18 protein-coding genes and 1 pseudogene are annotated in these 19,765 nt (G+C 63.4%); 14 read left to right on the forward strand and 5 right to left on the reverse strand.

What is annotated here, in order from left to right; genetic code table 11:
- Window positions 1–2: 2 nt before the first annotated feature.
- Together A4R29_RS08905 and A4R29_RS08910 are read right to left on the reverse strand one after the other, a co-directional pair.
- A complete protein-coding gene (locus A4R29_RS08905; RefSeq protein WP_145923745.1) occupies window positions 3–1,145 on the reverse strand; it encodes a substrate-binding domain-containing protein in 1,143 nt (380 codons plus the stop codon).
- 49 nt (window positions 1,146–1,194) lie between these two features.
- A complete protein-coding gene (locus A4R29_RS08910; protein WP_024505290.1) occupies window positions 1,195–1,896 on the reverse strand; it encodes a GntR family transcriptional regulator in 702 nt (233 codons plus the stop codon).
- A gap of 326 nt (window positions 1,897–2,222) precedes the next feature.
- On the opposite strand from A4R29_RS08910, the gene A4R29_RS08915 reads away from it, so the two are divergent.
- The 10 genes from A4R29_RS08915 (at window position 2,223) to A4R29_RS08960 (ending at window position 11,467) form a co-directional block, all read left to right on the forward strand.
- Complete coding sequence (locus tag A4R29_RS08915; RefSeq protein ID WP_244506933.1) at window positions 2,223–3,389, forward strand: amidase; 1,167 nt, start codon at window positions 2,223–2,225, stop codon at window positions 3,387–3,389.
- 198 nt (window positions 3,390–3,587) lie between these two features.
- Window positions 3,588–3,995, forward strand: a complete 408-nt coding sequence (locus A4R29_RS08920) for a DUF3168 domain-containing protein (protein ID WP_024505288.1) — start codon at window positions 3,588–3,590, stop codon at window positions 3,993–3,995.
- A gap of 175 nt (window positions 3,996–4,170) precedes the next feature.
- Window positions 4,171–4,473: a hypothetical protein gene (locus A4R29_RS08925; RefSeq protein ID WP_013532640.1), complete on the forward strand. Its 303-nt coding sequence runs from the start codon at window positions 4,171–4,173 to the stop codon at window positions 4,471–4,473.
- A gap of 119 nt (window positions 4,474–4,592) precedes the next feature.
- Window positions 4,593–5,258, forward strand: coding sequence for a response regulator transcription factor (locus A4R29_RS08930; RefSeq protein ID WP_013532639.1), 666 nt, complete (start codon window positions 4,593–4,595; stop codon window positions 5,256–5,258).
- Window positions 5,242–6,675 (forward strand): ATP-binding protein, encoded by a 1,434-nt coding sequence (locus A4R29_RS08935; protein ID WP_024505287.1) that lies wholly within the window; start codon window positions 5,242–5,244, stop codon window positions 6,673–6,675. Before A4R29_RS08930 ends, A4R29_RS08935 begins: the two co-directional genes overlap by 17 nt.
- 184 nt (window positions 6,676–6,859) lie before the next feature.
- Window positions 6,860–7,297 carry a hypothetical protein gene (locus A4R29_RS08940; RefSeq protein WP_013532637.1) on the forward strand — a complete coding sequence of 146 codons (438 nt, stop codon included), beginning with the start codon at window positions 6,860–6,862 and terminating at the stop codon, window positions 7,295–7,297.
- Window positions 7,298–7,390: 93 nt separating this feature from the next.
- Complete coding sequence (gene ccmI / locus A4R29_RS08945; RefSeq protein ID WP_063171739.1) at window positions 7,391–8,530, forward strand: c-type cytochrome biogenesis protein CcmI; 1,140 nt, start codon at window positions 7,391–7,393, stop codon at window positions 8,528–8,530.
- A gap of 8 nt (window positions 8,531–8,538) precedes the next feature.
- Window positions 8,539–8,982 carry a cytochrome c maturation protein CcmE gene (ccmE, locus tag A4R29_RS08950; RefSeq protein ID WP_013532635.1) on the forward strand — a complete coding sequence of 148 codons (444 nt, stop codon included), beginning with the start codon at window positions 8,539–8,541 and terminating at the stop codon, window positions 8,980–8,982.
- A 32-nt stretch (window positions 8,983–9,014) separates the two neighbouring features.
- The gene (locus A4R29_RS08955; RefSeq protein WP_024505285.1) at window positions 9,015–11,006 is read left to right on the forward strand and encodes a heme lyase CcmF/NrfE family subunit; all 1,992 of its coding nucleotides are present in this window, start codon (window positions 9,015–9,017) and stop codon (window positions 11,004–11,006) included.
- Window positions 11,003–11,467, forward strand: coding sequence for a cytochrome c-type biogenesis protein (locus A4R29_RS08960; RefSeq protein WP_013532633.1), 465 nt, complete (start codon window positions 11,003–11,005; stop codon window positions 11,465–11,467). Before A4R29_RS08955 ends, A4R29_RS08960 begins: the two co-directional genes overlap by 4 nt.
- On the opposite strand, the pseudogene A4R29_RS35460 reads toward A4R29_RS08960, so the two are convergent.
- Window positions 11,464–11,687, reverse strand: a pseudogene (locus tag A4R29_RS35460) (type II toxin-antitoxin system RelE/ParE family toxin); the annotation flags it as partial. The gene A4R29_RS08960 and the pseudogene A4R29_RS35460 overlap by 4 nt on opposite strands.
- Before the next feature lie 206 nt (window positions 11,688–11,893).
- On the opposite strand from A4R29_RS35460, the gene A4R29_RS08965 reads away from it, so the two are divergent.
- The 4 genes from A4R29_RS08965 to A4R29_RS08980 all read left to right on the forward strand — a co-directional run bounded on the left by A4R29_RS08965 (window position 11,894) and on the right by A4R29_RS08980 (window position 18,906).
- The gene (locus tag A4R29_RS08965) at window positions 11,894–13,447 is read left to right on the forward strand and encodes a Do family serine endopeptidase (protein WP_063171740.1); all 1,554 of its coding nucleotides are present in this window, start codon (window positions 11,894–11,896) and stop codon (window positions 13,445–13,447) included.
- Window positions 13,448–13,797: 350 nt separating this feature from the next.
- On the forward strand, window positions 13,798–14,472 hold the full coding sequence (locus A4R29_RS08970) for a response regulator transcription factor (protein ID WP_023812818.1): 675 nt from the start codon (window positions 13,798–13,800) through the stop codon (window positions 14,470–14,472).
- Between the two features lie 7 nt (window positions 14,473–14,479).
- Window positions 14,480–15,958, forward strand: coding sequence for a sensor histidine kinase (locus A4R29_RS08975; protein ID WP_013532630.1), 1,479 nt, complete (start codon window positions 14,480–14,482; stop codon window positions 15,956–15,958).
- On the forward strand, window positions 15,958–18,906 hold the full coding sequence (locus tag A4R29_RS08980) for a bifunctional [glutamine synthetase] adenylyltransferase/[glutamine synthetase]-adenylyl-L-tyrosine phosphorylase (RefSeq protein ID WP_063171741.1): 2,949 nt from the start codon (window positions 15,958–15,960) through the stop codon (window positions 18,904–18,906). Before A4R29_RS08975 ends, A4R29_RS08980 begins: the two co-directional genes overlap by 1 nt.
- 59 nt (window positions 18,907–18,965) lie before the next feature.
- Here A4R29_RS08980 and A4R29_RS08985 read toward each other — a convergent pair whose 3' ends face one another.
- Together A4R29_RS08985 and A4R29_RS08990 are read right to left on the reverse strand one after the other, a co-directional pair.
- Window positions 18,966–19,331, reverse strand: coding sequence for a hypothetical protein (locus A4R29_RS08985; protein WP_244506934.1), 366 nt, complete (start codon window positions 19,329–19,331; stop codon window positions 18,966–18,968).
- A 69-nt stretch (window positions 19,332–19,400) separates the two neighbouring features.
- Window positions 19,401–19,661 (reverse strand): type II toxin-antitoxin system prevent-host-death family antitoxin, encoded by a 261-nt coding sequence (locus tag A4R29_RS08990; protein WP_013532628.1) that lies wholly within the window; start codon window positions 19,659–19,661, stop codon window positions 19,401–19,403.
- Window positions 19,662–19,765 lie beyond the last annotated feature (104 nt).

Genomic DNA, 19,765 nt, shown 5'->3' on the forward strand with positions numbered 1-19,765 from the left:
GATCAGTAGCAGGCGCCGGCACAGGCCTTGACGACATCTTCCGGCACGTCCTGTTTGGTCACCTGCTTGAGGGCCGACAGAAGATTGGCCTTCTTCACCCGCAGCGAGGGCAACGAGATGTAAGGCGGCACCTGCTTGCCGAGCAGGGCGGCAGCACCTGCCTGGGCTTCGGCTATGCCGAGATCGTAAGGCAGTTGCGCACCGATGGCGATGATCTGGTCGCGGGCTATGTAGAGTGCGCTGTCCGGGCCGAGATCGTTGGTGGTGACGACGAGATCGTTGCGGCCGAGCGACTCGGCGCCGGCAAGCGTCTGCATGGCCGGGTCGCCCCACACCGCGAAGATGCCCTTGATATCAGGATGCGCGGTCAGCATGGCGACCGCCTTGTCATAGGCCTCGCGCGGCTGGGTGAATTTTTCGCGTGCCGCCACGGTGACGCCGGGATGGGCGGCGACCGACTTCTCGAAACCGGCAACGCGTGCCGCGATCGAATAGTAGGATTCCTGGATGTAGGTCATCAGGCCGACTTCGCCCTTGCCGCCGATCGCCTTGATCATCTCGTCGGTGGCAAACACCGCGTTCTGCTCGTTGTCGGATGCGACCACGGTGACGTAGTCCTTGCCGGGCGCCATGCCGTAGGCGACATTGTCCATGAACACGATCTTCACGCCGCTTTCGGAGACCCGCTTGTAGGCATCGGCCTGGCCCTTGGGGTCGATCGGCACCGAGAAGATCAGATTGACCTTCTGGGCGATCATGCCTTCGAGTTGGTCGGCCTGGGCGGTCGGCGCCTGCTTGGCGTCGGTGACCGCCACGACCTTGATGCCGTACTCGTCGAGTGTCTTCTTCAGCGCCTCGACCTGCAAAGTGTTCCAGGGCGAGTCCATCGCCTGCATCGCAATGCCGGCGGTGAAACTGCCGGCCTTGAGCTTCGCCAGCTCGTCTGCCGTGAAGGTCAATGAGGCGGCGGGGCTGGCCGGTACGCCATCGGGGAAGCCGACCACCGGCTGGCCGGTCGGCGACAACGGCAGCGGCACCATCAGTTCGGCGGCTTCCGGCGGCATGTCGGCGGCGACGACCGCCATGGGCGCGGCCGACAGCAACAAAGCGAGTGCGAGTGGACGAAGGCGAGACGGTCTGGTCACGAGTGTTCTCCGTATAGTTCCCCTGAGCGGTTGATTCCGCTTCAGTTTTTCAAAGAAAATATTGCGGCAGGTCCTTCTGAAGCCGTCGCAGTTCGCCTTCGTTGTAGCGAATGTGATGGGCGATGGTGTTTGCCGCCTTGCGAGGCCGTCCGGCCTCGATTTCGTCGACCACCATCGAGTGCTCGGCGTAGGAGATGGCGAGACGACCGGGGCGGGGCAGGCCGAGCCGGCGCACGCGCACCAGGTGCAGTCGTGCCGCCGCGATCTGGTCCCAGAGACCCGGCAAGCCGGCGAGTTCCACCAGCATGCGGTGGAAGGCGTCATCCGCGTCGTGGAAACCGTCCACGTCGCCGGCGGCCACAAGCTGGACCTGTTCCAGCAATTGGTTGCGCAGTGCCGTCACGACAGCGCTTTTCGGATGGGATGCGAGTTCATGCACGATCTGCGCCTCGACGGCGCTGCGCAGGAACGAACTCTCGATCACGTCGGCCGGTGAGATGCGCGAAACGTAGGAATTGACCTGCGGGATCACCGTGACGAGCCCCAGCCCAGCCAGGCGGTTGATCGCATCGGTCACCGGCTGTCGCGACACGCCGAGCTCCCTGGCGATGTCGTCCTTGAGCAGCAGATCGCCCGGCCGACGGTCGACCCGCACGATCGCCTTCAGCAGCGCTTCGAACACGAATTCGGCGCGGCTCCGGCGAACGGAAGCATCCACCACGACGTCTTCATCATCTTCATTTGCTGCCATTTCGACGCCCTTTGCCTGCGGTCGGTGGCCATAGGCTAAACACCAACAACCGCAGCGATCAAGCCAATTTTTGCCATTTTTGGAAATTAGGCATGCGGTATGCATATCAATTAATTGTTTTTATTAGATAATATTTTTACAGATGAACATACTAAAATTTCAGTTTGCGACTGGATGTGTTTCCAAATATGGATGTCTGGTAGCGAAAGTCGGCAAGATTCCCGGAGTTGTGGGCTTTTTACCGATTAGGCGCTTGGACGAAGCACAAACAAAAATTTTAGATGCGAGGCGTGATGCTGTTGCGGAATGATCCTGTCGGGGCCTTCGTGGATTACCCGCCAATCCCGATCGCTTCGGCGGCAAGCGGACCGCTCGCCGGCCTGACCCTGGCGGTGAAGGATCTCTATGACGTCGCGGGCTATCCCACCGGCGGCGGCCATCCGCTGCGGCGCGAATGGAGCGGCGGCAAGCCCGACACGGCGCCAGTGGTCCAGACATTGCTGGATGCCGGCGCCCGATTTATCGGCAAGACCCACACCGACGAGTTCGCCTATTCGATGAATGGCGAGAACCCGCATTACGGCACGCCGGTGAACCCGCGCGCACCGGGCCGCATTCCGGGCGGGTCGTCGTCGGGTTCGGTCGCCGCGGTGGCGGCCGGCCTCGCCGATATAGCGCTCGGCACCGATACCGGAGGGTCGATCAGGCTGCCAGCCTCCTATTGCGGGCTGATCGGCCTGCGGCCGACGCATGGCCGCATCGACACGGTTGGGCTGCAGCCGCTGGCGCGCAGCTTCGACACCGTCGGCTGGTTCGCGCGCGACGTCGGTGTCTACGAGGCCGTGGCCCGGCTGCTGCTGCCGGAGGACACCATTCCGCCGCCAATCACCCGCCTCGTCGTCGCCACGGACATCGCCAGCTACGTGCTGGGTCACTTGGAGCGCCGCGTCTTCGAAGACGTGCTCGAGCGGCTGTTTCGGATCATCGACATCGCCGGTGAGGTCCGGGTCGCACCGGATGGCTTCGATGCCTGGCGGCCAATCTTTCGCGCTATCCAGGCCTACGAAGCCTGGGCCGACCACGGCGCCTGGATCACCGAGCACCGACCGGTCCTCGGCGAGGGAGTGCGGCAGCGCTTCGACTGGGCCGAGCGGGTGCCGATCTCCGACTACGAAACCGCTCTTGCCGGGAAAGCCGTCGTACGGGAACACTTATCGTCATTGGCTGGCTCAGGAACCGCACTGGTTTTCCCGACCGCCCCTTCGGTCGCCTTGCCGCTGGGCATGGCGGGAGAGGCTCTGGAGGCCTATCGCAGCCGGTCGATTTCGATGCTTTGTACGGCTGGGCTGAGTGGTCTGCCGCAGATTTCGATGCCGATCGCGGAGGTGGAGGGACTGCCGTTCGGAATTTCGATCCTTGGTCCGAGGAATTCCGAAATGGCCCTGCTGGCTCTTTGCCGGCGAGCGCTCCAGCAATATCCGGATCGGGGGTGATCAGATCGGTCTACAAGGGTGGCGGGCTTGCCAATCTGTTCATAGCAGGGTGGTATTCTAGAAATCGCTGGCGTTCATGATCCGGACGAGACGACCCATGTGATCTGGCGCAGGATTGTCGGTGCGGCTACGTTGCGCGCGAATTGCCGGTAGCGCAAAAGGCCGGCTCGAGGCCTGGCAGACGAGGGGAAACGACAAATGACCGCGTCCGGCGATTTGCAGCAGGCATTGTTCCAGAGATTGAGAAGCGACGCATCGCTGTCGGCGCTGCTGGGTGGCGCCGGATTGCTTGAACAGCCAGCCGACAATGCCGCCTTTCCCCACGTGACTTGCGGCCAGACCAGTGCCTTCGACTGGGACACGGGCGTCCAGAACACCGACGATCAGTTGATTACGCTGCATGTCTGGTCGAAAGCCCATGGGGATGCCGAAACGCTAGCCATCATGGCCGCCATCCAGGCGCGCCTTGCCGACGCAGCATTGGTGATCGGCCCTCGCGGCCAGACACGACTGTCGCTGGAATTTGCCGAAGCCCGCCATGACGAGGATCTGCTCGTGCATCACGGGCTGCTGCGTTTTCGCGCGATGACGCAGGAAAATGCCTGATGCGCTTTCAATATGGTCAAAACGGAGTCTAGACTGGACTTTCGCGGGATTTCGCCTGTTCGAGGCGGTGAAATTCCAGGTTGACTGTCTCGCGTTGCAGGGGTGTGACGAGGATGTTTTCAGCGGCGTTCACCGTTCATTTCACGTTCAGCACCGATGCGTTACAACGCCGGTCATGAAAACGCTTCGCTCCCACTTCCGAACCGCGACACTGGCGCTTTGTGCTGCCGGGCTGTTTGCGTCGCAGGCGATGGCGATGCCGGTCATCGCGCCGCCCGACCTTGCCAGTCCGATCGTACTGGCGGCCTCCGATTGCTACGCCATCGGCCAACAGGTGGCTGAGCAGAATGGCGGAACGCTGGCCAAGGCCTCGCAATCGACGCGCGGCGGTCAGCCTGTCTGTGTCATCGTCGTGCTCGTTCCGGGCAAGGACGGACAACGTCCGCGCCGTTCCGAGATCGTCGTTCCGCTGAACTGATCCAATCAACCTTAGGCCACGTTTCCCAGGCCGCCGGAATCGGCCTATATCTGCCCCAGTTTTCCATCCGACAAAGCTCTTCCATCCGACAAAGCTCTTCAACAGGTATCGAACTCCGCATGCGTGTACTGGTCGTCGAAGATGACAAGGATCTCAATCGGCAGATATCGGATGCGCTGGTCGATGCCGGCTATGTCGTCGACCGCGCCTTCGACGGCGAGGAAGGCCATTTCCTCGGCGACACCGAGCCCTATGACGCGGTCGTGCTCGATATCGGCCTGCCGCAGATGGACGGCATCAGCGTGGTCGAGCGCTGGCGACGCGGCGGCCGCAAGATGCCGGTGCTGATCCTGACGGCGCGCGACCGCTGGAGCGACAAGGTTTCCGGCATCGATGCCGGCGCCGACGACTACGTCACCAAGCCGTTCCACATCGAGGAGGTGCTGGCGAGGCTGCGGGCTCTGATCCGGCGCGCTGCCGGCCATGCCTCGTCCGAGCTGACCTGCGGACCGCTGCGCCTCGACACCAAGGCCTCCAAGGCCGATGTCGGCGGCGTGCCGCTGAAGCTGACGTCGCACGAATTCCGCCTGCTTGCCTATCTGATGCACCATATGGGCGAGGTCGTCTCGCGGACCGAACTGGTCGAGCATCTCTACGATCAGGATTTCGACCGCGATTCCAACACCATCGAGGTGTTTGTCGGGCGGCTGCGCAAGAAGATGGGCATCGACATGATCGAAACCGTGCGCGGCATGGGCTACCGCATGCGTGAGCCGGAGGCGTAACTCGGAACCGCTCAAACCAACCGCAAGGACGCCGCTTTCGCTGCGTTTGTGGCCGCGTTCGCTGACGTTCCGCGTCATCGCCTTTTCCACGGTCTGGGCGATCGTGACGCTCGTTGTCATCTTCACCTTGATCACCACCCTATACCGCCAGGCCAGCGAGCGCGGCTTCGACAGCCTGCTTTCGGCGCATCTGTTCAACCTGATCGGTTCGATCGGCATCTCCGACAGCGGTGCGCTGACCGGCGCGCCAGATCTCGGCGACCTCCGGTTCTCGGAGCCGAATTCGGGCTGGTACTGGTCGGTTGAGCCCGCTTCGGAAGGCGTGCATGGCGATCTCCATTCGTCGTCGATGACCACGACGATCCCGTCACCGAGCGTTGCCGAGGTGCCGTTCAACGCGAGCTTCCAGCGCAGCTACGCAGCCGAAGGCATCGACGGCGAGCAACTCGAAGTGTTCGAGAGCGAATTCGTCCTCGACGCCAAGAACCGCGCCGCGCGTTTCCGCGTCATGGGCAACCAGAGCGAACTCGAACAGGAAATCGCCACCTTTCAGCGCCGCCTGCTGACCTATCTCAGCCTGTTCGGCGTCGGCATGATCGCCATCAACGCGATCGCAATCCTGCTCGGCCTGCAGCCGCTGCGCCGGGTCAGAAACGCGCTCGCCATGGTGCGCGAAGGCACCGCCCAGAGGCTCGACGGCCGCTTCCCGGCCGAGATCGAACCGCTTGCCAACGAAACCAATGCGCTGATCGAAAACAACAGGCGCATCGTCGAGCGGTCGCGAACACAGGTCGGCAATCTCGCCCATTCGCTGAAGACGCCGCTGGCGGTACTGCTCAACGAGGGCCGCGCGCTCGGCGGCGCCAAGGGGCAGTTGATCGCCGAACAGGCCGCTTCCATGCAGAAGCAGGTCGAACACTATCTCCAGCGCGCCCGCGTCGCGGCACAACGCGACAGCGTGGTCTACCGCACGCCGGTGACGCCGCTGGTGCAGCGCATGGTGCGGGTTCTGCGGAAGCTCAATCCGCAGACAAATCTGTCGCTGTCGCTGCCGGCGGCCGAGATCGTCTTCGCCGGCGAGCGTGAGGACCTTGAGGAACTGCTGGGCAATCTCCTTGAAAACGCGATGAAATGGGCAAAGAGCGCGGTGCAGGTCTCGATCGTGCCCTTGACCGGCAAGGACGACCCGGCCGGCCTGTTCGAGATCGGCATAGAGGATGACGGTCCGGGCATTCCCGAGGACAAGGCGCGCGAGGCGCTGAAGCGCGGACGGCGTCTGGACGAGACAAAGCCCGGAACAGGTCTGGGCCTGGCCATTGTCGCAGACCTCGTCAACGAGTATGGAGGCGTTCTGGCGCTCGAACGGTCCGGTATGGGCGGATTGAAGGCGGTGGTGCGATTGCGGAGCCTTCAGTGATGTTCACCAGAGCCGATCGACATAGAGGGGCGGGAGATGTTGTTGGCGGCATGTCCATTGGTCCCGCAGCGGCCAGCGGCCAAATTTCCGACAAATATCAATACTATGGCCACGCCGACTTCTCGATGACGCGGCCCCCGGCGCATCCATGGCAGGCTCCAACTCAAGAAAACCGGTTGTTGGCATGAAGATTCGCGTCGCGCTTGTTTCCGCATTGCTGGCTGTTTCCGGCTGCACCACCTTGAGCGGCAAGGGTCCAACCGTGGCAGCGACACCGGCCTCGACACCTCCTTCCAGCGGCAAGGTGACCACGACGATCATTTCGGCGATGGGCGGCGGCCTCATCAGCGGGGCGATCGGCAACGGCCTCAGCGAGACCGAGAAGCGCAGCGCGCTCGAGGCTGAGTACAAAGCGCTGGAATACACGACCAGCGGCCAGAAGGTGACGTGGAAAGGCGCCCAGGCTTCGCGCTACGGCGAGGTGGTTCCGGCCCAGCCCTACCGCGTCGGTTCGCAGGACTGCCGCCAGTACACGCAGACGGTGTTTTCCGGCGGCGCCGGAGTCACGGCGCGCGGAACCGCTTGCCGCAACGCCGATGGCAGCTGGACACCGCTGACCTGACGACCGTCTGCCGACGATTGGCGGCTGGCGTCGTCAAAGCGTCGCAGCATGCATCTGTTGGCACGGCAGAGCTCTGCCGTTATTGGAAGAACCATGCTGTTCTGGGTCATAGCCGCCATTCTCACGCTGGGTGCAAGCCTGGCGGTGCTGTTGCCGCTGGCCGCCAGCGCGAAGGGCGCGTCGTCGAGCGGCGAACATGATCTCGAAGTCTATCGCGACCAACTGTCCGAGCTTGACCGCGACGCCGCGCGTGGCTTGATCCAGCCGGCCGAAGCGGCCGAGGCCCGCGCCGAGATCGCTCGCCGCATCCTTCGCCTTGACAATGCGGGTACCGCCGGCGGCGCAAACGCGGGCCGAGCGCCGGCCACCGCAAGGCTGGTGGCAACCGTAGCCGTGCTGGCGGTGCCGCTGGTCAGTTGGGGGCTCTATGTCAAGCTTGGCTCTCCCGACCTGCCGTCACAACCGCTCAGCGAGCGGTTGGCCAAGAATCCCGCCGACAGTTCGGTCGACGAACTGGTGGCGCGGGCCGAAGCCCATCTGGCCGCCAATCCCACCGATGGCAGGGGCTGGGACGTGCTTGCACCGGTCTATCTGCGCATGCAGCGCTTTTCCGACGCGGCGGATGCCTATCGCAACGCCATTCGGCTTGATGGCGACAGCGCCGTTCGCCAGGCAGGTCTCGGAGAGGCGATCGCCGGCGCGGCAGGCGGCATTGTCTCGGCCGATGCCCAAGATGCTTTCGAGGCAGCCCTGAAGCTCGATCCGGCCAATGCGAAGGCCAGTTTCTACCTGGCCATGGCGTTGGCGCAGGAGGGTCGCGCCAAGGAAGCGACCACGGCATGGCAGGCGATGCTGGGCAGATTGCCGCCGGACTCGCCATGGCGCGGTGCCGTCGAGCAGGCGCTGGCCAAGTCCCGCAACCCCGAAGTGGCTTCCGGCGGCGCCGCCAACGGCCCCGATGCCGGCGATATCGACGCCGCATCCTCGATGTCGCCGAAGGATCGGGAAGCCATGATCAACACCATGGTTGCCGGCCTTGACGACAAACTGCGGCAAAATCCGCACGACCCGGAAGGATGGATGCGGCTCGTTCGTTCCTATGTCGTGCTTGGCAAGGCCGATCAGGCGCGTCAGGCGCTCGGTCGCGCCATTGCCGTCTTTGGGGCCGACAGTGACCAGGCGAAGAAATTCACCGCCTTTGCCGCTTCGCTTGGGCTTGCGGCGACGGAGTAGAACAAGACATGACGCGCAAGCAGAAACGATTGTCGGTGATCGCGGGCGGCCTGGTCTTCCTGGGTGCCGCGACCGGGCTGACTTTCTACGCGCTTGGCCAGAAGGCCTCCTATTTCTACATGCCGGCCGATCTCACCACGGCAAGCGTCCAGCCTGGCCAGCGCATCCGGTTGGGTGGATTGGTCGAAAAAGGCACGATCCAGCGCGGGCAGGGGGCCACGGTCGGCTTTTCGGTCACCGACACGCACAAATCGGTCAAGGTCACCTATACCGGCATCCTGCCCGACCTTTTCCGCGAAGAGCAGGGCGTCATCACCGAGGGTAGTTTCGGCCCGGACGGGGTTTTTGTTGCCGATAGCGTGCTGGCCAAGCATGATGAGCGCTATATGCCCAAGGAGGTTGCAGACGGCCTCAAGGCCAAGGGCGTGTGGCAGGAGAGCAAGAGTGAATAGCTCCGGCAGGAGAGCGACAGTGGATCACGGGCATGGTTGAAACCGGACATTTCGCCCTCGTCCTGGCGTTTGCGCTTTCGCTGGTGCAGACGCTCGTGCCGCTGTTTGGCGCACGCCTGAACAACCAGCGCCTGATGGCCGTCGGCGGCCCGGTCGCGGTGACCGGCTTCGCCTTGACGGCGCTGTCTTTCGCAGCGCTGGCGAGTGCCTATGCGAGCTCCGATTTCTCGGTGGCAAGCGTGTGGGAAAACTCGCATTCCTTGCAGCCGTTGATCTACAAGATCACCGGAACCTGGGGCAATCATGAAGGCTCGATGCTGCTTTGGGTGTTGATCCTGACCTTCTTCGGCGCACTCGTCGCCGCTTTCGGCTCCAACCTGCCGGCGACGCTGCGCGCCAATGTGCTTGCGGTGCAAGGCGCCATCGGCGCCGCCTTCTTCCTGTTCATCCTGGCGACGTCCAATCCGTTCATCCGGCTCAACCCGGCGCCGATCGAAGGCCGCGATCTCAACCCGATCCTGCAGGATCTCGGCCTCGCCATCCACCCGCCGTTCCTCTATCTCGGCTATGTCGGCTTCTCGATCTGTTTTTCCTTCTCGGTCGCCGCTCTCATCGAAGGGCGCATCGACGCGTCGTGGGCGCGCTGGGTGCGGCCGTGGACGCTGGTCGCCTGGATGTTCCTGACCGGCGGCATCGCCATGGGATCATACTGGGCCTACTATGAACTTGGCTGGGGCGGTTTCTGGTTCTGGGATCCAGTCGAGAACGCGTCTTTCATGCCGTGGCTGGCGGGCACCGCGCTGCTCCATTCGGCCATTGTCATGGAAAAGCGCTCGGCGCTGAAGATCTGGACGCTGCTGCTCGCCATCCTGACCTTTTCGCTGTCGCTGCTCGGCACCTTCCTCGTGCGTTCGGGCGTGCTGACCTCGGTGCACGCCTTTGCCACCGATCCGACCCGGGGCGTGTTTATCCTGTGCATCCTGACGCTGTTTATCGGCGGCTCGCTGGCGCTGTTTGCGCTGCGCGCTTCCCGGTTGACGACCGGCGGCCTGTTCCACCCGATTTCCCGAGAAGGGGCACTCGTCCTCAACAATCTGTTCCTGACCACGGCGACGGCGACCGTGCTTGTCGGCACACTCTATCCGCTCGCTGTCGAAGCCTTTTCAGCCGACAAGATCTCGGTCGGCGCGCCGTTCTTCAATCTCACCTTCGGGCCGCTGATGGTGCCGCTGCTGCTCGTGGTTCCGTTCGGGCCGTTGCTGGCCTGGAAGCGCGGCGATGTTTTCGCCGTCGCGCAGCGCCTGATGGTGGCCTTTGCAGCGGCGCTGCTGGCGACGCTGGTCACCGCTCTGTTCATCGACGGCGCCTCGGTGTTCGCAGCCCTGGGCGTAGGCCTTGCCGTCTGGCTGATCCTTGGCGCGCTCACCGATCTCGCCGTCAAATCGGGCTTTCGGACCGTCGCAACGGGGATCATGGTCCGGCGCTTGCTCGGCTTGCCGCGTTCGGTCTTCGGCACAGCCTTCGCTCACCTCGGCCTCGGCCTGACCACGCTCGGCATCGTCGGCACACTTTGCTTCGGCACCGAGAAGATCCTGTCGATGCATGCCGGCGAGACCGTCGAACTGTCCGGCCATACGCTGCGTTTCGTCGGGCTTTATCCGGCCCAGGGACCGAATTACAGCGAGGATCGCGGCCGCTTCGAGCTGATCGGCGTCAGCGGCAGCCCTGTTGGCGAAATCAGCTCCGCCAAGCGGTTTTATCCGGTGCGGCAGATGACGACGACGGAATCCGGCATCAGGACGATCGGTTTCTCGCAGCTCTACATCTCGCTCGGCGACGAGGGCAAAGATGGTTCGGTCGTCGTGCGTTTGTGGTGGAAGCCGCTGGTGACGTTGATCTGGGGCGGTGGCCTGATGATGATGGCGGGCGCGGCGATGTCGCTGATGGACCGGCGCCTGCGCGTCGGCGCGCCGTCGCGACGGCGCAAGCAGGCGAGCGTGGTGCCATCCGCGACCCTGCCATGAACGCACGGCTTTCGCTGACCTCCATTATCCTGCTGCTGGCGCTGTTTTTTGCCGGCACGGCCTTGGCGGTGAAGCCTGACGAGATGCTGCCTGATCCTGCACTTGAGGCGCGGGCTCGGGCGCTTTCGGAAGGCTTGCGCTGCATGGTCTGCCAGAACCAGTCGATCGACGAATCCGATGCCGACCTTGCCCGCGACCTGCGTGTCCTCGTGCGTCAGCGCCTCGTCGCCGGCGACACTGACCAGCAGGTCATGGACTACGTGGTTTCGCGCTATGGCGAGTTCGTGCTGCTCAAGCCGCGTTTCGACCTGCGCAATGCATTGCTGTGGGGCACGCCTGTCCTGCTGTTGCTGGTGGGAGGCGTTTTCATCGTGCTGACCGCGCGGTCGCGTCGCTCGACGGCAACCAATGCGCTGACCACTGAGGAACAGGCGGCGCTGGACAAGATACTAGGCAATTAGCTCGGCCATTCTTCCGAGGGCCAGTCCCGCGACGTGTGAATGACGCGCAGGATAACGACGCTCTGACGGCCAGCGATCGGGCGCAACTCATAGGCAATGATGTGGTGTGGGGCAGGCGGCCGATGAACGTCTCATATGTGCCTGTTACTCGGCCTGGCCGGCCCGTCGCCATATCACCAAGGCCTCGGCCCATTTCACGAATACGATCCGCCAGGCGTGCTTGCTGTCATTTATGAAAGCCTTGTGCTGAGTTGTGTACAAGATAGCGCATAGGGCATCGCGGCCAACGGGTTTGTGCGTCTCCCGACCCCAAAACATTACCAAAGTTTCATGTGTCGGAAATGGCGCTGTAATGTGCGCCACTCTAATTCTCTTGCTTGAGGATGCCCATCAGCAGCGTCCATTTGGAAAGAGGATACGAGATCCATGAATATTGCCCCCCGTTCATATTCCGTCACCAGCAAGCGTCTCATGGCTGCCGTCGCGTCTGTCGCCGTGGCCGGTGCGATCGGCGTCGGTGCGCTGACCAGCGGAACCAGCCCTGTTCTGGCCGATGCCGTGCGCGTCGAGGCGCCGCAGGTACCGGGCTTCGCCGATGTCGTCGAGCGGGTTTCTCCCGCTGTTGTCAGCGTCAAGGTCAAGGCCAAGATCAGCCCGGCCGCCGATGACGGCTCCGACCCGTCCGACGATCAGGATGGCATGAACAACCTGCCCAACAATCCGCAACTGCGCCGCTTCTTCAAGGAATTCCGCGGCTTTGGTGATCAGGACGGCCAGGGTGGCGGCAACAGGCGCTTCAGCCATCGCGACCGCAACAACGACCAGCCGCGGCCGGTTGCACAAGGGTCCGGCTTCTTCATCTCGGATGACGGCTATCTCGTCACCAACAACCACGTCGTGTCGGAAGGCTCGGCCTTCACCGTGGTGATGAATGACGGCAAGGAACTCGACGCCAAGCTGATCGGCACCGACCCGCGCACCGATCTCGCCGTGCTCAAGGTCGATGGCGTCGGCAAGTTTACCTATGTCGACTTCGCCGATGACTCCAAGGTTCGCGTCGGCGACTGGGTGGTGGCCGTCGGCAATCCGTTCGGCCTTGGTGGCACCGTCACCGCCGGCATCGTCTCCGCCCGCGGCCGCGACATCGGCGCTGGCCCTTATGACGACTTCATCCAGATCGACGCATCGGTCAACCGCGGCAATTCTGGCGGCCCGACCTTCAACCTCAACGGCCAGGTCGTCGGCATCAACACCGCGATCTTCTCGCCGTCCGGCGGCAGCGTCGGCATCGCCTTCGACATTCCCGCTTCGACCGCCAAGCAGGTCGTTCAGGACCTGATGAAGAGCGGTTCCGTTCAGCGCGGCTGGCTCGGTGTCGAAATCCAGCCGGTCACCTCCGACATCGCTGAGTCGCTTGGTCTGAAGTCCAACAACGGCGCACTGGTTTCCAGTGCCCAGGACGATGGTCCCGGCAAGAAGGCGGGCATCACGGCCGGTGACGTGATCACCCAGGTCAACGGCAAGGACGTCGCTTCGCCGAAGGAACTGGCACGGCTGATCGGCGCCTACTCGCCTGGCAAGTCGGTTGACGTCACCGTGTGGCGCGACGGCAAGAGCCAGACGGTCAAGGTCGATCTCGGCAAACTGCCCTCGAGCGACAAGCAGGCCTCTGTTGACCAGTCGCAGCCTGCCGCTCCGGCAAAGCCCGACACGCTGGCCGATCTCGGCCTGACCGTCACCAAGTCCGAAAACGGCAAGGGGCTGGTGGTGACCGACGTCGATCCTGACAGCGATGCCGCCGATCGCGGCATCCAGCCGGGCGACGTCATCACATCGGTCAATTCGACCGAAGTGAACGGCACCGACGACGTCACCAAGGCGATGACCGAAGCGGTCAAATCCGGCCGCAAGGCGGTGCTGATGCAGATCACCCGCGACGACACCAATCGTTTCGTCGCGCTGCCCGTCGCCAAGGGCTGAGGTCGGCTCCGGAGCGTTCTCTCGGCCTTCCGAGGCGGGTGAGGGCGTTCCGGCGGCAAGTTGGACTTTTCCAGTGCGCCGGTTCAACACCCCCGAGCCGCCGTACGGGAAAGCATGGAGGAGCGCGCGTTAGTCAGTCATCGCGCCTTCCCCCGGCGGCAGCGGGCTTTCCATCGCCCGCTGCCGCACAATTTCAAAAGCGCTTCAACGATCCGATGCCACCGACATCGGCAGCGAGCAGCTTTATCGCGCACTGCTTCGAGCGATCTCGGTCGCGATGCGCTTTGGCAAAGGCCACAATGCAGATGTCTGCCACTCAACCTTCCGGCGAAATCGCGTATAACAGCCCTATGAAGATTCTCGTCATAGAAGACGATCGCGAGGCTGCGGATTACTTGCAGAAAGCCTTTGCCGAGGCCGGTCACACCGCGCATGTCGCCGGTGACGGCGAAACCGGCTTTGCGCTCGCCGACGCCGGCGACTACGACGTGATGGTGATCGACCGGATGATGCCGCGTCGCGACGGCCTGTCGGTCATTGCCGGTCTCAGGTCCAGGGGCAACACGACGCCGGTGCTGATCCTGTCGGCGCTCGGCGAGGTCGATGACCGGGTCACGGGTTTGCGCGCCGGCGGCGACGATTACCTGACAAAGCCCTATGCCTTCTCCGAGCTTCTCGCCCGCGTCGAGGTGCTGAACCGGCGCGCCAGTGCCAAGGAAGCGGAAACCGTCTACCGCGTCGGCGATCTCGAACTCGACAGGCTGTCGCATTCGGTCCGCCGTGCGTCACGCGAGATAACGCTGCAGCCGCGTGAGTTCCGCTTGCTCGAATATCTGATGCGGCATGCCGGCCAGGTGGTGACGCGCACCATGCTGCTGGAAAATGTCTGGGACTACCATTTCGATCCGCAGACCAATGTCATCGACGTCCATGTCTCCCGGCTGCGTGGCAAGATCGAGAAGGGCTTCGACAAGCCCATCCTGCATACGGTTCGCGGCGCCGGCTATATGCTGAAGAGTGGTTAGCTGCGGCATGGCTCTTTCCGTGCCAGCCATCATGAAGACGACGGCAGCGCGGCTTTCGGCGCTCTATTTCCTGCTCTTCGCGCTCTGCGCGGTGGCGCTCGTCTTCTACATGACCTCGCTGTCGGCGCGAATGCTGACCGCGCAGACGCAGGAGACCATCAATGACGAAGTGCTCGGCCTTGCCCGCGCCTATCAGCGCGGCGGCCTGCCGGTACTGGTCCGCGTGGTCGAAGCGCGCTCGCGCCAGCCCGGCGCAAACCTTTACCTGATCGCCGACGCCAACGGCCAGATCCTGACCGGCAATGTGCAGAGCCTCGAACCTGGCGTTCTCGAAACCGAAGGCTGGACCAGCAGTCCGTTCTCTTATCAGCGCTTTGGCGAGGGAGAGCTCGAGCGCCTGCGCAACCTTCCCGCCGAGCAGGGTACCACCACCCAATCCGAGCAGAACGATGCGCAGGCGCAGGGCGAAAAAGGCCACAACGCCATTGCGCTGGTGCTGCGGCTGCCGAACCAGATGATCATGCTGGTCGGCCGCGACCTTGGCGAGCCGGAACGGTTTCGTGCCGTCATCCGCCGTGCGCTGATGCTGGCGCTCGGCATGATGGGGCTGGGCGGATTGCTGATCTGGTTTTTTGTCGGCCGCGCTGCGCTGAAGCGCATCGACAGCGTGTCGGAAGCCAGCCGTCGCATCATGGGCGGCGATCTGTCGGGCAGGCTGCCGGTGACGGGGGTTGGCGACGAGTTCGACCGGCTCTCCGAAAATCTCAATGCCATGCTGGCCCGGATCGCCACGCTCAACGAAGGCTTGAAGCAGGTTTCCGACAACATCGCGCATGATCTGAAGACGCCGCTGACCCGGCTGCGCAACCGGGCCGAAGCGACGCTTTCGGGCAAGCAAAAGCCCACCGACTACCGGCAGGCGCTGGAAGGCACCATTGCCGAGTCGGACCAGTTGATAAAAACCTTCAACGCCATCCTGATGATTTCCAGGCTGGAGGCTGGCTACTCGTCTGAAAATACGAACCGCGTCGATCTTGCGGAAGCCGTACGCGATGTCGTCGAGCTCTATGAGCCGGTGGCGGAAGAGGCAGGCGTGTCGCTGGAAGCAGACGCGCACGAGGCGGTGTCCGTCAACGGCAACCGCGAACTGATCGGTCAGGCGCTGTCGAACATCGTCGACAACGCCATCAAATATTCCACCGGCGCCAATGCCCAGCCGGCGGTGCGCGTCACGCTCGAGCGAACCGGTGCGGACGTTCGCCTGTCGGTTGCCGACAATGGCCACGGCATTCCCGACGATGGCGACCGCGCGCGTGCCACGGAACGTTTCGTGCGGCTGGAGAAGAGCCGTTCGCAACCGGGTTCCGGTCTTGGCCTCAGCCTCGCCAAGGCCGTCATGACATTCCACAATGGCCGGCTTGAACTCTTGCCTGGCAATCCTGGATTATCCGTGGTCATGAGTTTCCCGGTTCGGGAGGATCACTGATGAGCACGGCTGCGAGAGCGAAAGATTGGCTGCTGAAGCCGGCGGCCAGGCTTGTTCCGCTGGACAAGGACCGTGCGCGGTTGGAACTGGCCGAGATCGGTTCCGCCGCGCGCGAAGAAGGGCTGACGCGGCTGGCCAAGTTTCTGGCCGGCAAGGGGGAGGGCCAGGATTTCCTCGCCGCCGTCTTCGATCTGTCGCCGTTCCTGCGCGATACGGCACGTCGCCGGCCGCAAATCCTGGACGGGCTGTTCGAGCAGACAATCGAGGCTCGGCTGAAAGCGATCGGCGCCGCCATAGACCAGGCGCATTTGGCGGAAACCCTTTCGGAATCCGGCTTGATGATGGAGCTGCGCCAGTGGAAGGCGGAGGCGCATTTCCTCATTGCGCTGGCCGATCTTGCCGGCGAGGCCGAAACGGCGCTGACGGTCCGGCGGTTGAGCGACCTCGCTGACGCCTGTACCCGTGCCGCCGTCGACTTCCTGCTGCGCGACGCGCACGGCCAGGGCAAACTCAAACTGCCGGATGTCGACAACCCGTCGAAACAGTCGGGTTGGATCCTGCTCGGTATGGGCAAGCTCGGGGCACATGAGCTGAATTTTTCCTCGGACATCGATCTGGTGGTTTTCTTCGATCCGGAAGCACCGGCGGTCGTCGACCCGCTCGACGCCACCGAATTGTTTTCGCGGCTGACGCGCCGCCTGGTTCGCATCCTGCAGGACCGCACCGAGCACGGATATGTCTTCCGCACCGATCTGAGGCTGCGCCCCGACCCCGGCTCGACACCGCTGGCGATCCCGGTCGAGGCGGCACTGCGCTACTATGAGGCGCGCGGCCAGAACTGGGAGCGCGCCGCCATGATCAAGGCACGTCCGGTGGCCGGCGATCTGGCAGCGGGCGCTGCCTTCCTCAAGGAGCTTCAGCCCTATATCTGGCGCAAATACATGGACTACGCGGCGATTGCCGACGTCCATTCGATCAAGCGCCAGATCCACGCCCACAAGGGCCATGGTGAGATCGCGGTCAAGGGCCACAACGTCAAGCTCGGGCGCGGCGGCATTCGCGAGATCGAATTCTTCGTCCAGACCCAGCAGCTTATCGCCGGCGGACGCTTCCCTGAACTGCGTGGCCGCGAGACCGTGCCGATGCTCGGCGAGCTTGCGACACGCGGCTGGATCACCATCGAGGCGCGCGATGCGCTCGCCCGCCAGTACTGGTTCCTGCGCCGCGTCGAACATGCCGTGCAGATGGTTGCCGACGAGCAGACCCACACGCTGCCGGAAGATGATGAAGGCTTGGAGCGCATCGCCCGCATGCTCGCCTTTGCCGATGCTCCTGCCTTTTCCCAGGCGTTTCGCGCCTCGCTGCAGCAGGTCGAACGCCACTACGCGGCACTGTTCGAAACAGCACCGGAACTTTCGACAGGCATCGGCAATCTCGTCTTCACCGGCGATGTCGACGATCCCGATACGCTGCAGACCTTGCACGGCCTCGGCTTCCAGCGGCCAAGCGACATCTGCCGCGTCATCCGAGGCTGGCATTTCGGTCGCTATCGCGTCACTCAGTCGGCGGAGGCGCGCGAGCGGCTGACGGAATTGACGCCGGCTCTGCTGCGCTCCTTCGGCCAGACGCGCCGGGCCGACGAAGCGCTGATGCGCTTCGACGAATTTCTCGCCGGCCTGCCGGCCGGCATCCAGCTGTTTTCCCTGCTGCAGTCCAATCCGGCCCTGCTCAAGCTCCTGGCAACGATCATGGGTGCGGCGCCCCGGCTGGCGGCGATCATCACCCGCCGGCCGCATGTCTTCGATGGTCTGCTCGACCCGGCCTTGCTGACGGAGCTACCGGACCGCGCCTATCTGTCGGCACGGCTTTCCGCCTTTGTCGAGGGCGACCGGCTTTATGAGGACGTGCTCGACCGGCTGCGCATTTTTGCTTCCGAGCAGAAATTCCTGATCGGCGTCCGGCTGCTCGCCGGCTCGATCGATCCGGCGCGCGCCGGCCGCGCCTTCTCCGATCTGGCGGATCTCACCATCGAGGCTGCGTTGCAGGCGGTGACGGCCGAATTCGCGGCGCGCCACGGCACCATTGCCGGCGGCGTGGTTTCGCTGCTCGGCATGGGCAAGCTCGGCAGCCGCGAGCTGACCGCCGGATCGGATGTCGACCTGATCCTGCTTTATGACCACGCGCCGGACGCCGAGGAGTCCGATGGCGGCAAGCCGCTGGCGCCTTCGCATTACTACACCCGCATGACGCAGCGGCTGATCGCGGCTGTGTCGGCGCCGACGGCGGAGGGCGTGCTCTACGAACTCGACCTGCGCCTGCGGCCATCCGGCAACAAGGGTCCTGTGGCCACCCATATCGATGCCTTCAAGAAATATCAGCGCCAGGAGGCCTGGACCTGGGAACACATGGCGCTGGCCCGGGCCCGCGCCATAGCCGGCGACGCCAGCCTGTGCAGTGAGGTTGAAGCGGAAGTGGCGGCGGTGCTTGGTCAGCCGCGCGACGCCGCAAAGGTGATGGCCGAGGCCTCGGAGATGCGCGCCATGATCGAAAAGGAAAAGCCGCCGCGCGACCTGTGGGACATCAAGCTGATCCCCGGCGGCCTCATCGATCTCGAATTCATCGCCCAAGTGGCCGTCATCACCGGGCAGGTAGGCGCCGGGCCGCGCGTTACCGGTACCGCCGAAATCCTTTCGCGCCTGTCACCGGGCTTCGCCAATGCCGGGGCGAGGCAGGAGCTTTTCGACGCCTATGCGCTCTATCTGGCGCTGACCCAGATGACGCGGCTGTGCCTTACCGGAGCCTTCGAGCGCGACGACGTTCCGCCGGGGCTTTCGGATCTGCTTCTGGCGGTGACCGACCTGCCGGATTTCGGTGTGCTGGAAGCACACCTCAAGGAGACGTCGCAGAAGGTCAGGAAAGACTTCCACCTTTTGCTTCGTACGGGATGACCGGGAAGCGATCGTCCCTTGGAATCGGGGACGTTTCGTGGTCCTCCAGTCTCATGCAGCTACTCTGTTCGCCGAATCTGCTGCAGCGCCCGGCTTGCGTGAGACTGCAAAATCCGGTCGCGCAGATAGGCATAGAAACGCGGCGGCAGCATGCCATAGTCGAATCGGGACGGTTTGCTCCCCGCGATAGGCCTGAGATCGGGACCCGGCCAGAGGAAATGATTGGTTTCGGTGACGACGATCCATGATGGCGTGTCATCGAGGCCGAGATAGGCTTTGAGGGGCGCAGGTATTTCTACTGCATCGGCAGGATCAGCTGGTGGCGAGTGTGTGACCGGAACGACCGTTATGACTTCACGGCCCTCCACGACCCGGCGCGCGGCGACAATGGCGCATGGTCGGTTTTTTGCGACCTTCTTCGGCACCCTTTTCGTGTTCTCTCACCCAGAGGTAAGAATAGGAAATCACCAGACCCGGGATAGGTTTGGGCAGGCTCACGGTGTCCAGTCTTTGAGCATTGCATCAAGCCCGGCATATTCGCTCGATACCGCGCTTTCGGCGATGGCGTTAAGCGTCTCGTCGTCCAGCTCTTCCACAGGACGGGCGACCCGTCCCTTGACCAAGACCTCGAACATCGCCGCCGACAGGAGTACCGTGTGGGTCCGGCCATTCTTTGTGATTGCGACCGGCGCACGCTGGGCAGCATCCTGAAAACGCCCGACATTCTGCTGGAATTCCGTTGAAGTCACTCGCATGACAAGGCCTTTCTTTTTTATCCAAAATAGATAAAATAGATAACTTTGTCAAAGCGTTTCACCTCGCGTCCACGAGGTGGATCAGGCCTGGGATGGTGATAAAA

It is taken from the genome of Mesorhizobium ciceri biovar biserrulae (assembly GCF_001618845.1).
GTDB lineage: Bacteria > Pseudomonadota > Alphaproteobacteria > Rhizobiales > Rhizobiaceae > Mesorhizobium > Mesorhizobium ciceri.